This is a genomic window from Mesorhizobium sanjuanii (assembly GCF_002529485.1).
Taxonomy (GTDB): Bacteria; Pseudomonadota; Alphaproteobacteria; order Rhizobiales; family Rhizobiaceae; genus Mesorhizobium; species Mesorhizobium sanjuanii.
The window spans coordinates 17,099-30,358 of record NZ_NWQG01000132.1; the positions used below are offsets into that span (position 1 = coordinate 17,099).

General features: G+C 63.2%; 10 protein-coding genes. 6 read left to right on the forward strand and 4 right to left on the reverse strand.

The annotated features are described in order from the left end of the window. Positions 1–127 precede the first annotated feature (127 nt). The 3 genes from CN311_RS19995 to CN311_RS20005 all read left to right on the forward strand — a co-directional run bounded on the left by CN311_RS19995 (position 128) and on the right by CN311_RS20005 (position 4,020). On the forward strand, positions 128–1,564 hold the full coding sequence (locus tag CN311_RS19995) for a glutamine synthetase family protein (protein ID WP_165779769.1): 1,437 nt from the start codon (positions 128–130) through the stop codon (positions 1,562–1,564). Positions 1,565–1,700: 136 nt separating this feature from the next. After that, positions 1,701–2,987: an NAD(P)/FAD-dependent oxidoreductase gene (locus tag CN311_RS20000; protein ID WP_097575453.1), complete on the forward strand. Its 1,287-nt coding sequence runs from the start codon at positions 1,701–1,703 to the stop codon at positions 2,985–2,987. Positions 2,988–3,213: 226 nt separating this feature from the next. Further along, complete coding sequence (locus tag CN311_RS20005) at positions 3,214–4,020, forward strand: SH3 domain-containing protein (protein ID WP_097575462.1); 807 nt, start codon at positions 3,214–3,216, stop codon at positions 4,018–4,020. A gap of 45 nt (positions 4,021–4,065) precedes the next feature. On the opposite strand, the gene CN311_RS20010 is transcribed toward CN311_RS20005, so the two are convergent. Beyond that, entirely contained in the window at positions 4,066–5,361 is a 1,296-nt protein-coding gene (locus CN311_RS20010; RefSeq protein ID WP_097575454.1) for a Mur ligase family protein, read from the reverse strand. 85 nt (positions 5,362–5,446) lie between these two features. Beyond that, on the reverse strand, positions 5,447–6,193 hold the full coding sequence (locus CN311_RS20015) for an SDR family oxidoreductase (RefSeq protein WP_097575463.1): 747 nt from the start codon (positions 6,191–6,193) through the stop codon (positions 5,447–5,449). A 222-nt stretch (positions 6,194–6,415) separates the two neighbouring features. Between CN311_RS20015 and zwf the strand changes: the two genes are divergently transcribed. The 3 genes from zwf to edd all read left to right on the forward strand — a co-directional run bounded on the left by zwf (position 6,416) and on the right by edd (position 10,492). Then, positions 6,416–7,885 carry a glucose-6-phosphate dehydrogenase gene (gene zwf / locus CN311_RS20020; RefSeq protein ID WP_097575455.1) on the forward strand — a complete coding sequence of 490 codons (1,470 nt, stop codon included), beginning with the start codon at positions 6,416–6,418 and terminating at the stop codon, positions 7,883–7,885. After that, a complete protein-coding gene (pgl, locus tag CN311_RS20025) occupies positions 7,867–8,577 on the forward strand; it encodes a 6-phosphogluconolactonase (RefSeq protein ID WP_097575456.1) in 711 nt (236 codons plus the stop codon). Before zwf ends, pgl begins: the two co-directional genes overlap by 19 nt. Positions 8,578–8,647: 70 nt before the next feature. Then, a complete protein-coding gene (gene edd, locus CN311_RS20030; RefSeq protein ID WP_097575457.1) occupies positions 8,648–10,492 on the forward strand; it encodes a phosphogluconate dehydratase in 1,845 nt (614 codons plus the stop codon). A 45-nt stretch (positions 10,493–10,537) separates the two neighbouring features. Here the strand turns inward: edd and CN311_RS20035 are convergent, their stop codons facing one another. Both CN311_RS20035 and CN311_RS20040 read right to left on the reverse strand, forming a co-directional pair. Then, the gene (locus CN311_RS20035) at positions 10,538–12,208 is read right to left on the reverse strand and encodes a vWA domain-containing protein (protein WP_097575458.1); all 1,671 of its coding nucleotides are present in this window, start codon (positions 12,206–12,208) and stop codon (positions 10,538–10,540) included. A gap of 173 nt (positions 12,209–12,381) precedes the next feature. After that, positions 12,382–13,260, reverse strand: an 879-nt coding sequence (locus tag CN311_RS20040; RefSeq protein ID WP_097575459.1) for a GlxA family transcriptional regulator, incomplete at its 5' end; no start/stop codon positions are given.

Sequence of the window (13,260 nt, forward strand, 5' to 3'; positions counted from 1 at the left end):
CGAGAGACGTCGAACCTAATAAGCTGCCCGGAGCGATTTTCAACCGCGCAGACGATACCGGCCGGCTCCCCTTTCCTTCCATCGCCGGCCCCGGCTATACTCCAAAATCCGCAACTCAATCTGGTGCATGATGCCGCCTGCAAAAAAGGAAGTCCGTCCGTCGAGCCGCGGAGGACGTGCCCGCACGCCTGCGTTCGTGAAAAATCAACGTGGCGTAAAAAACTGGAAGGAAGCCAGCGCCTGGCTGGAATGGCGCGGCATCGAGGACATCGAATGCATTACGCCCGACCAGGCCGGCGTGGCGCGCGGCAAGATGATGCCGTCGAAGAAATTCACCTCGAACACCTCGCTGGCGCTGCCTTCGGCGGTATTCATGACGACGATTTCCGGCGGCTATCCCGAGGACGGTAACGGCTTCCACTATCCAGAGGACGATGGCGACCTCAAGCTGATGCCGGATCTTTCGACCTTGACCGTGGTGCCGTGGGAGGAGGATCCGACGGCGGCGGTCATTTGCGACCTCGTCCATCAGGATGGCCGCCTGGTCGAGTTCACGCCGCGCAACGTGCTGAGGCGCGTGCTTGCGGCTTACGACAAGCGCGGGCTGAAGCCGGTGGTGGCGCCCGAGATCGAATTCTACCTGGTGCGCAAGAACCCCGACCCGGACTACCCGCTGACCCCGCCCGTCGGACGTTCGGGGCGGCCGATCGGAGGCGGCGCAGGCTATTCGATCGCCGGCGTCAACGAGTTCGATGAACTGATCGACGACATCTATCATTTCTCCGAAGGCCAGGGCCTGGAGATCGACACGCTGATCCATGAGGAGGGTGCCGGCCAACTCGAGATCAATCTGCGCCATGGCGATCCGATCGAACTCGCAGACCAGGTGTTCATGTTCAAGCGCACCATTCGCGAGGCGGCGCTGAAGCACGAGATCTATGCCACCTTCATGGCCAAGCCCATCCAGGGCCAGCCCGGTTCGGCCATGCATATCCATCAGTCGATCATAGACAAGAAGACCGGCAGGAACGTCTTTTCGGCCGAGGACGGCTCGGAAACCGACGACTTCTTCCATTTCCTCGGCGGCATGCAGAAACATGTGCCGAACGCGCTGGTGATGTTTGCGCCCTATGTCAATTCCTATCGCCGGCTGACGCAGTCGGCTTCAGCGCCGGTCAACAACAAATGGGGCTACGACAACCGCACCGTCGCGTTCCGCGTTCCGCGCTCCGACCCGGCAGCCAGGCGCGTCGAGAATCGCATCCCCTCTTCCGATGCCAATCCCTATCTGGCGCTGGCCGCATCGCTGGCCTGCGGGCTGATCGGCATGACCAACAAGATCAAGGCCGAGCCGCCGGTGCTGACGACTGCCAATGCGGCCGAGATCGACCTGCCGCGTAGCCTGCTCGAAGCCGTCGACCTGTTCGAAGCCGACGAGGAACTCGGCACGCTGCTGGGCAAGTCCTTCGCCGCGACCTATGCGGCGATCAAGCGGGCGGAATTCGAGACCTTCATGGAAGTGATCAGCCCGTGGGAGCGTGAGTATTTGCTGCTGAATGTGTGAGTAGTGACTTCGTCTGTGAATAGTGAATGGTGAATGGCTTGATCGTAGTTGAGACAAGTGGCGGCATACGAGTCATCCCGACGTTTTCCATTCACCGTTCACTATTCACCATTCACCGCCGCCGAAAGGCGGCGCCATGACTTACCAATCCCCCATCTCCCCCGGCTGCTCCTGGTATGAGGACACGGCTGGACCGCGGCCCGAATACAAGGCGCTCGACGGCGACCGGACATGCGATGTGGTAATCGTCGGCGGTGGCTTCACCGGCCTGTCGGCGGCTGCCCATCTGGCCAAGGCCGGCGCCAATGTCGTGCTGATCGAGGCGTATCGTTTCGGCGACGGCGCATCCGGCCGCAATGGTGGTCAGCTTGGGACGGGCCAGCGTGCCTGGGCGGAGGAAATGGAGGCCGAGTACGGCTTTTCCCGCGCCAAGGCGCTGTTCGACCTGGCGGAGGAGGCCAAGGCGCACCTCATCGAATTCGCCGCCGTCAACCGGATCGAGATCGACTATATGCCGGGCCAGATGTCGGTGGCGCACAAGAAGCGCTATGTCGATGACTACAAGGCGCATGCCGAGATCATGGCGAGCCGCTTCGGCTATCCGCATATCTCCTTCATGGAAGCCAGGGAGACGGCGGAGCGGCTGGGATCTACAGCTTATTTCGGCGGCACCCGCGATACCGGCACCGGCCACATCCATCCGCTGAAGCTGGTGATCGGCACGGCAAAGGTAGCGGCTGAGGCGGGCGCGCAGTTGTTCGAGCAAACGCCGGCGACCGGCATCAGCTCCGTCGGCGGCAAGGTCAAGGTCACCACGCCGAGTGGCACGGTATCGGCCGAAAAATGCCTGGTTGGCGTCAATGCCTATGGCGGCGCGCTCGAGCCGGTAAGTGCGGCGCACATCATGCCGATCGGCTCCTTTATCGGCGCGACGGTGCCGCTCGGGGCTGACACAAAAGTGCTGCCGGGCGGCGAGGCGGTCGACGATTCGCGCTTCGTCGTGCGCTATTTCCGCAAATCCAGGGATGGCCGGCTGCTGTTCGGCGGGCGCGAGATCTATGCGGTCGACGATCCAAAGGACATCCATATCCACATCCGCCGGCAGATAGCAGAGCTTTATCCCGACCTCAGGGACGTCGAGATCACCCATGGCTGGGGCGGCTATGTCGGCATCACGGTGCCGAGGAAACCTTTCGTGCGCGAAGTGATGCCCAATGTGATCTCGGTCGGCGGCTATTCCGGCCACGGCGTCATGCTGTCGAACTTCTTCGGCAAGCTCTATGCCGAGACCGTTTCAGGCAACCGGGATCGGCTGAAACTGATCGAGGATCTGAAAATTCCCGCCTTTCCCGGCGGCCGGCGCTGGCGCACGCCCCTGCTCTTTCTTGCGCTCAACTGGTTCGCCTTGAGGGACCGGATTTAACCACTGATTGCAGAAACCCCTTGGCAGAACACCTTCCAAGGGTGCAGAATCGTTGGAAAAAGGCGCAGTGATGCCACAATCGCGGTTGAAAGATGCAGGCTGTGGGTAGTTAAGCGGGGCTTTTGCGGGCTTGCCCGCACGTGTTTTTTGGGGACCGATGCCGATCGAACGCCGGTTTTTCCGGCACGGATCGAAAGAACATCGGCCCGCAAATGGAGGTGGCAGAGTGAGAGAGCCCTTCAGTTTCGGCATGCCGGAACGACGGCGCTTTGCGATGCAGTTTGGCTACGACATGCGGCCTACCTTCTGGCAAGGAGTCCGCTCGAACTCGCATCTGGTGATCGCCGCGCTTGGCACCGCAGCGCTGCTTGGCGTGGCCGCGGTGGCGCTGTGGCTGGCATTGCCGGCCAGTGAGAGACAAGCCGTCGCGAGCCCCGAGCAGGCCGTTCCGACCATTCCGGTAAAGACAACCAAGATCATCCCGGCGGCAACAACGGCCGCTGCGCTGCCGCGGGCGGCAGCTAAGGGCGACGCGGTTTCGGTGGCTGCGGCGCAGGCAAAAGTACAGGTGCTGGCGCCGAATGACCCTCGCTGGACAGGATCAAAGACCGCGTCCGCTCACGCTGCCGCCGCATCCGAGCAAGCGGCCGAAAAACCGGCCGCTGCGGCGGCATTCGCCGACCCGGCGGCAAAGAACGATGCGGCAACAATGCTTGCCAAAGTCGCGGCTCCGGGCAAGACGGCCACGGACGGCGCTCAAACAGCCGCCATTCCAGCTGTGAATCCACAAGCGCCGGCGGCAGCGTCAGACGACAGCGACCGGGCCAAGGCGAAGTCCCGGAAGGTAGCCGCCACCGGACGCATACTGAGGGCCGTCACCATGCGAACCGGCCCGAAGAAGAATGCAGCCGCCATGGTCACCGTTCCCGCCAAGACGTCCGTGCAGGTGATGGGCTGCAAGCAGTGGTGCCAGATCGTCTATAACGGCAAGCGCGGCTGGATCTACAAGAGTTACATCAAGACCGGCGCCTGATCCCCGCGCCGGTCTGAAAACCCCGTATTGATTGCCCGGCTCGCGTCAGCCGCCGAGCAGGCTGCGAAAGCGTCGCCACCGTCTGGCATGTCTGCGTTGCCTGACATGGTCGCGGTGCTCATCGAACGGCACCTCGAACAGGCCGCAAGTGTCGCATCCTTCCCGCTTGCCGCAGGCCGGGATCCAGCATTTGACATCATGTGTCCAGGCAAGCGCTATCCTCTCCAGGTGGAGCTTGGACGAGCTTTTGAGCAAGACAAGTTCGCCAGGCACAGCCGTCCGCTTGATGTGGTCGGAGACTTCCTTCGGCGTGCGCAATTCCTCAAACCGGCCGGTATCACGATCTTCTTGCCCGGCTCCCGAGCGGTGCGCATTGTCGCCGACATAGATGACCTGATCTGCGATTTCACGCGCGGCCTTGTAGGCGTAGTGGTATTTTCTGGTCGAGCCCGCATAGTCCGAGATCTGCCCCAGAACGATGCGCTTTGGTTTCGCCGTGGCCTTGGCCATCATGTCGAAGGCAAGATTGATTGAATGCCAAGGCGACTTGGCGGCATCAACGATGAATTGCGGGCCGCCCTCGGTGACAAGAACCTGGCAGCGGTTGGCCAGCGGCTGGAATGTCTCAACGCTGGCCGCTACTTTTTCGGGGGGCACGCCAAGCTCCAATGCCGCGCAAATGGCCGCGGCGGTCGGCAGCCAGAAATGTTCGGCCGGAAACGGTGTCTTCAATTCCAGCACACCGCCCCGCCAATGGACGGCCAGCGTCAGCCTGTCCGGATAAGCGGCATGGACGTTGGTCACACGATAGTCGGCCTGTTCCGACATGCCGAAAGTAACGACGCGATGAGTGGCGGCAGAAGCCATTTCGATCACGTGAGGATCATCCGCATTGAGGATGGCCAGGCCGCCCGGCTGCAGCGCGTCGACCAGGGTGCGCTTTTCCCGGGCGACGTTCTCCAGTGTCTTGAACGCTGAAAAATGTTCGAGGCGAACCATGGTGACAACGGCTACATGCGGCTTCAGCATATCCGCCATCGGCTTGAGCGTACCCGGTCCGCTGGCTCCGGCTTCGAAAATGACATAGTCGAGTTCGGCCGGATTCTTAATGCGCTTGTAGAGCATCCTGACCAACGAGTTCATCGTGTTGGCGAGAACCTGGGTATGCACCGAACCATGACTGGCCAGTATGTGCCCAAGCAGTTTGGTGACGGTCGACTTGCCCGAACTGCCCGTTATGCCGATAATGGTCGCTCTGATTTTTGCGCGGGCGCGTTTTGCCCGGTAGGCGTCGAACCGCTTATCCAGGTCTTCGCGAACCTTCCGCAATTTCGCATTCATTGCGCCACCGACCCCTGCCATTTCGGTGTCTTATGCCTTTCGCCGGACGCTCAAGTCAAATTGCGGTCCGATATGGCCGGACGGTTCAGATACAACGTCCGCCATCGACTTCGAGCGCCACGCCGGTGATGAAAGCCGCCTCGTCCGACGCCAGCCAGAGCGCCGCGTTGGCTATGTCGAGCGGCTTCGAGAGCCGGCCGAGCGGGATCGACGCACGGAACTTCTCGCGTATTTCGGGCGTGTCGGCGCCCATGAATTTCTCCAGCATGCCGGTCTCACCGGCTACCGGACAGAGACAATTGACGCGGATGTTCTTCGGCGCGAGTTCAACCGCCATCGACTTGGTCGCGGTGATCGCCCAGCCCTTCGACGCGTTGTACCAGGTGAGGCCGGGCCGCGGCCTGATGCCGGCCGTGGACGCCGTGGTCAGGATGACGCCGCCGCCCTGCCGGTCCATGATCGGCACCACGGCAAGTGCTGCATGATAGATCGCCTTCATGTTGATGGCGGTGATCAGGTCGAAGGTGGTCTCGTCGACCTCGAGCATGTCGCCGTTGGGATGGGTGTAGCCGGCGTTGTTGACCATGATGTCGATGCGGCCAAAGGCGCTCTTTGCGGCATAGACCATCTCGTCGAATTCGGAACGCAACGAGACGTCCGTCTGGGTCCAGATCGCGTTGGCGCCGATCTCGCTGGCAACGCGTTCGGCGCCCTTGGCATTGAGGTCGGCGACGACGATGCTTGCGCCCTCCTCGGCAAAGCGCCGCGCCATGCCCTCGCCGAAACCGGACGCCGCGCCGGTGATGATGGCGACCTTGTTTTCCAGGCGCATGCTTTTCTCACTCATTGAACCGCTCTATGCTGCATCTGCGAAGGCCTCCCGGAGCCTTTGCTCGCGACAAGCCTCCGGGTCGCGCCGGTGTCAAGGGCACATGTTAGGACCAATCGGTGAAGACAGATTGGCCCTGGGATGTGACACCATGGCACTGGAAAATTTAAATCGATTAGAATATATCAGCCGCGTACTTGCGACCGGCGTCAGAGCGGACAGACCATGACCAGCCAGATCATCCCTGTCGACCCTTTCGACTTCATCATTTTCGGCGGCACCGGCGACCTGTCGGAACGCAAGCTGCTGCCCTCCCTCTACCATCGCCAGCGCGACCATCAGTTCTCCGAACCGACCCGTATCATCGGCACCTCGCGTTCGAAGATGACCGACGAGGAATTTCAGGCTTTCGCCAAGCAGGCGATTTCGGACCATGTGAAGCCAGTCGACATCGACGCCAAGGAACTGAAGACGTTTCTGGCGCGGCTCTCCTATGTCTCGGCCGACGCCACCACCGGCACCGGCTTCGACAAGTTGAAGAAGGCGATCGGTGACAGCGACCGCATCCGCGCCTTCTATCTGGCGGTGGCGCCGGCGCTGTTCGGCGACATCTCGCACAAGCTCAGGGAACACGATCTGATCACGCCGAACTCGCGCATCGTGCTGGAGAAGCCGATCGGGCGCGACCTCTCTTCGGCGCGCACGCTCAACGACCTGGTCGGCGATGATTTCCACGAGAGCCAGATCTTCCGCATCGACCACTATCTCGGCAAGGAGACTGTGCAGAACCTGATGGCGCTGCGCTTTGCCAATGCGCTCTACGAGCCGCTGTGGAATTCCGCGAATGTCGACCATGTGCAGATCACCGTGGCCGAGACGGTCGGCCTGGAAGACCGCGTCACCTATTACGACAAGGCCGGCGCACTGCGCGACATGGTGCAGAATCACATGCTGCAACTGCTCTGCCTGGTCGCCATGGAAGCGCCCTCGTCGATGGACGCCGACGCCGTGCGCGACGAAAAGCTGAAAGTGCTGCGGGCGCTGAAGCGCATCAACGGCAACGAAGCGCCCAAGCACACGGTGCGCGGCCAGTATCGCGCCGGAGCCTCGGCCGGAGGGCCGGTGAAGGGCTATGTCGAGGAACTCGGCAAGGACAGCAACACCGAGACCTTCGTCGCCATCAAGGCCGAGATCGGAAACTGGCGCTGGGCGGGTGTGCCGTTCTATCTCCGGACGGGCAAGCGGCTGGCGACCCGCGTTTCGGAAATCGTCATCGAATTCAAGCCGATCCCGCATTCGATCTTCGGTGACAGCGCCGGACCGATCTTCGCCAATCAACTGGTGATCAGGCTACAGCCGGACGAAGGCGTCAGGCAGTTCATCATGATCAAGGATCCGGGACCGGGCGGCATGCGGCTGCGCCAGATTTCGCTCGACATGAGTTTCGCGCAATCCTTCGACGGCCGGGCGCCGGATGCCTATGAGCGGCTGATCATGGATGTCATCCGCGGCAACCAGACGCTGTTCATGCGCCGCGATGAGGTCGAGGCGGCATGGCAGTGGATCGACCCGATCCAGAACGCCTGGGAAAGCGCAAGGCAGGACGCGCAGGGCTATACGGCGGGCACCTGGGGGCCTTCGGCCTCGATCGCCCTGATCGAACGCGACGGGCGGACATGGCACGAGAGCAATTGAACGCCTACAACTGGAACGGCTTCGCCGATCGCCCCCAACTGGCGGCAGCGCTTGCCGGCCACGTTGCGGGCCGCCTCACCAAGGCGATCGCCGAACGCGGCACGGGGCTACTCGCCGTTTCAGGCGGTACGACGCCGGCCAAGTTCTTTGCCGCCCTCTCGGCAATCCCGATTGCCTGGGACAAGGTCATGGTGACGCTGATCGACGAGCGTTTCGTGCCTCCGTCCTCGCCGCGCTCCAACGCCGCGCTGGTGGTAGCCAACCTTTTGCAGAACGCTGCCTCCGCGGCGCGCTTCGTGCCGCTCTACCACGAGGCGGCAAGCATCGAGGATGCGGCGGCATCGGACAGCGAAGCGCTGAAATCGCTGCCCTGGCCGCTCGACGTGGCGATACTCGGCATGGGCGCCGACGGACACACGGCTTCGTTCTTTCCCGACGCAGACAATCTCCCGGCATTGCTCGACCCGTCCTCGACAAGGATCGTGCTGCCGGTCCATGCGGCGAGCGCCGGCGAGCCGCGACTGACGCTGTCGCTGGCGCGGATCGTCGCTGCCGGTTTCATCACGCTGCATATCGAAGGCGAGGACAAGCGCACCGCGTTTGAAGGCGCCATGGGATTGGGCGCGAGAAAGCCCATTCGCGCCGTGATCGACGCGGCGCCCAAGACCGTAGAGGTTTTCTGGGCACCCTGATTTTCAACTCGCCAATGGTCCCGGCAGACGGTGGGAGGATGTTTTTCCGGGACTCGAAAGGACCGACGCCATGGCCGCAAGACGCGATATCGAAGCCATCACCGAGCGCATCCGCCAACGCTCCAGACCAGGCCGCGAGGCCTATCTCGGCCGCATCGCAGAGGCGTCGAACCGCACCGCCAACCGGGCCGTGCTTTCCTGCGGCAACCTCGCGCATGGCTTCGCGGTCTGCAGCCCTTCCGAAAAGGCGGCGCTGGGCGGCGACCGGGTGCCGAACCTCGGCATCATCACTTCCTACAACGACATGCTGTCGGCACATCAGCCGTTCGAGACATTTCCGGCATTGATCAAGGACGCGGCGCGCGAGGCCGGCGGCATTGCCCAGGTGGCCGGCGGCGTGCCGGCGATGTGCGATGGCGTCACCCAGGGCCAGCCCGGCATGGAACTGTCGCTGTTCTCGCGCGACGTGATCGCCATGGCCGCGGCTATCGGCCTGTCGCACAACATGTTCGACGCCGCCGTCTATCTCGGCGTCTGCGACAAGATCGTGCCGGGGCTGGTGATCGCCGGACTCACCTTCGGCCATTTGCCGGCGGTGTTCATCCCGGCCGGGCCGATGACGACGGGCCTGCCCAATGATGAAAAGGCCAAGGTCCGCCAGCTCTATGCCGAAGGCAAGGCAGGCCGCGCCGAACTGCTCGAGGCCGAGTCCCGATCCTATCACGGGCCGGGAACCTGCACCTTCTACGGCACCGCCAACTCCAACCAGATGCTGATGGAGATCATGGGCCTGCATACCCCTGGCGCCTCCTTCGTCAACCCCGGCACGCCGCTGCGCGACGCCTTGACCCGCGAAGCGACGAAGCGGGCGCTGGCGATCACCGCGCTGGGCAACGCCTATACGCCGGCCGGGCGGATGATCGACGAACGCTCGATCGTCAACGGCATTGTCGGCCTGCATGCCACCGGAGGCTCGACCAACCACACCATCCATCTGGTCGCCATGGCGGCGGCGGCCGGCATCGCCATCAACTGGCAGGATATTTCGGACCTGTCGGAAGCCGTGCCGCTGCTGGCCCGGGTCTATCCCAACGGCCTTGCCGACGTGAACCATTTCCACGCCGCGGGCGGGCTCGGCTTCCTGATCCGCGAACTGCTCGACGAAGGCATCCTGCATGAGGACGTACAGACGGTGTGGGGCGAAGGCTTGCGGCCCTATGCGGTCGAGGCCAGGCTCGGCGCCGACGGCAGCGTGGTGCGCGAGGCCGCCCCTCGCGAAAGCGGCGACGAGAAGGTGCTGGCGCCGTTCAAGAAGGCATTCCAGCCGACAGGCGGACTGAAAATGCTCTCCGGCAATCTCGGCCACGCCGTCATCAAGACTTCCGCCGTGAAGCCGGAGCGGCGCATCATCGAGGCGCCAGCCAAGGTGTTCAACAGTCAGCAAGGGCTGAACGAGGCGTTCAAGGCCGGTTCGCTGACCGGTGACTTCATCGCCGTCATCCGTTTCCAGGGGCCCAAAGCCAACGGCATGCCGGAACTGCACAAGCTGACCACCGTGCTCGGCATCCTGCAGGATCGCGGCCAGCATGTGGCGCTCGTGACCGACGGACGCATGTCGGGCGCCTCCGGCAAGGTGCCGGCGGCGATCCATGTGACGCCGGAAGCGGTCGAGGGCGGACCGATCGCCCGGATCCATGATGGCGACATCATCAGGCTGGACGCCGAGGCCGGAACGCTGGAGGTGCTGGTGCCGGCGGCCGATTTCGCGCTGCGCCGGACGGCGGATGCCGACCTCATCGGCAATGAATTCGGCTTCGGCCGCGAGCTTTTCGCCGGGTTCCGGCAACTGGTGGGCCGCGCCGACCATGGCGCCAGCGCATTCGGGAACGACGCGGCGACATTTGTCCCCTCATGAAAAAGGAGCAGCTCATGGCCGCCCCTTTTTCATTGCCTGCGAAACCTATTGAACCGTCAGTTCAGCCCGCTCGCCGGCCTTGACCGTCACGGTGCCTTCCTTGCGGCTGTTGTCCGATTTCTCGGAGACGACGACGTAGTCGCCGGCCGGCAGCGCCGCCTGGTATTTCTCGTCATAGGCATAGCCGAGCGATTTTCGGTTGCCCTTGATGTCCTTTCTTGCCTCGAAAATCTCGATTTTCGAGGTTCCGGGCGCGGTGATTGCCAATACGCCGGCGTTCATGGCGATCTTCAGATCCTGATGCTCGCCGACCTTGACGCTGAACGGCTGCTCGACGACGGCGAGGTCGACGGTAGCGGCCATCACATAGTCGTCCGGCGGCAGATCGAACTTGCTGTCGGGGCCATAGGCATAGGTCACCTCTTCGCGCGTGCCGTCGATCTTCTTTTTCGCCTTGAGCACCTTGAAGCCGATGCCAGAGCCGTCCGCCTTGTCGCCGCCGGCCGTATAGTAGGCATTGGCTACCACATGCCCAACGCCAACGATGATGTCCTTGTCGATGACCCTGCCGGCAGCGAGCGGGATCGTTTCGGTCGCCACACCCTGCCCGATCGTCACGGTCACCTTCTCGTCGCCGGCCGGCAGCACGACTTTCGTGTCGCCATAGTAAGTCGCGGGCATGTCAGCGCCCGGATAGGCGATCACGACAGCCGCGCCATCGGCCACATCGGCTCCTTCGCTTGGACGCGGATGAATGATCAACGTGCCGGCATTCAGCGTGAAGAGGGGCTTGTAGACCTGGCCCGCCTCGATCTTGATCTTCTGTTCGGCCTTGGCCTCGCCGATGCGCGCGACGACGATGTAGTCACCCGGTTCGAGATTGCCCTTGTAGGCCCCGTATTCGGTGGCCACTGAATCGCCGCGCGTACCGTCGGCCATTGCCTTGTAGATTTCCCAGGCATTGCCGTCGGTAAGCGGATCACCGCCCTCGGCCAGCACCACGGTCGGGGTGAAATTGAATTCCGGCTTTGCCGGCTCGGGCGCCGGCGCCGGTTCAGGTGCAGGTTGCGGCGCAGGCGCGGGTTCGGGCGCCGGCGCGGCGACAGTTTCGGCCAGCGCATCCTGCAGCGCCTTCTCATCCGAAGCCTGGATGTATTTGCCACCGGTGTTTTCGGCGAGGCAGGCGACCTGCCGGCCCTCGTCAGCGGTCAGGCCGAAGCCGACGACGTCAGCAGTGAAATCGATGCCGGCAGCCTTCAGTTCCTTGCCAAGCGCGCAAGGATCGCCGCCGCAGGTTTCGAGCCCGTCGGTGATGAGCACGACCGTGGCCTTGTCCTCGGTATATTTCAAGGCTTCCGCCGCTTGCTTGACGGCCGCGGTCAGCGGCGTCTTGCCGAGAAATTTCAGGTTGTCGGCGGCGGTGGAAATCGCATCGGCCGAACCGGCCCGCGGCGGCACGATAAGTTCGATGTCCTCGCAACTGCCCTTCTCGCGATGGCCATAGGCCATGAAGCCGATCTCCCGGTCGGCGGGAACCGATTGCAGCACGGTTCTGAGCGATTCGCGGGCGATTTCGAGCTTGGGCTTGCCGTCGATCTGCGCCCACATGGAGCCCGAGGCATCCAGAACGATGATAACCCGATCGGCGGCATGGCCGAGCGCCGTCATCGACAAAAGCAGGGCGGCCGCAGCGACGCTCCGTGCAAGTCCCACCATGAAAACTCTCCTGAGCAACCCCCGAGGGCCTGTTGATCGCCAGCACACCCTACTTCGCAAGGAAAGCTATTTGACGCCGCGTCAGGACACAAGCCCACGATGCGGCATAGCCCAGATGCGGTGCGGCCCAGATGCAGTCCGGGAAAATCGGCGCCTTCACCAGAGCAATCCGCTCAATATGTCGTGCGCCGCTCCTCGGAAGGCGGCCGGCCGAACTGCAGCCGGTAGCTCTGGGCGAAATAGGAGTGCGAGGTGAAGCCGGTGGCGATCGCCACGTCGAGGATCGGCATGTTGGTCTGGCGCAGCAGTTCGCGTGCCCGCTCGAGCCTCAGACGCATGTAATAGCGGCCGGGCGTCACGCTGAGATGGCGCAGGAACAGGCGTTCGACCTGGCGCACCGACAGGCCCGCCGATTTGGCGAGTTGCACCGCCGACAGCGGCTCGTCGAGATGGTCGGCCATCAGTTCGACAATGCGCCGGAGCTTCTCCGATTTGCCGGTGAGGTCGCGCTCCGGCCCGACGCGCTGGCGGTCGCCGGCGGAGCGGATGCGCTCGTGCTGGAACTGGTTGGCGACGCCATTGGCGAGGTTGGAACCGAAATCGCCGCGCACGATCTCCAGCATGAGGTCGATCGAGGTGGTGCCGCCGGCGCAGGTGTAGCGCTTGCGGTCGATCTCAAAGACATTGCCGGTACAGTTGATGTCGGGAAAGCGCTCGACGAAACCGGCACGGTTTTCCCAATGGATGGTGCAGCGATAGCCATCGAGCTGGCCCGCCTCGGCAAGCAGATAGGAGCCGACCGACAGCGCCCCGAGCGCATTGCCGCGCCGGCCCCAGCTGCGCAGCGCCGCCAGCACCTTGCTCTTGCCCGGGAATTCCGTCGTCAGCCCGACCGAGACGAAAAGGATATCGACGAGCGGCAGGTCGGCGACGGCATAATCGATCTTGAGCGGCAGGCCGTTGGAGGCCATGACGGAATCGCCATCGGCCGACACCGTCGTCCAGCCATAGAAGTCGCGGCCGAGCAGCCGGTTGGCCGAGCGGAACGTGTC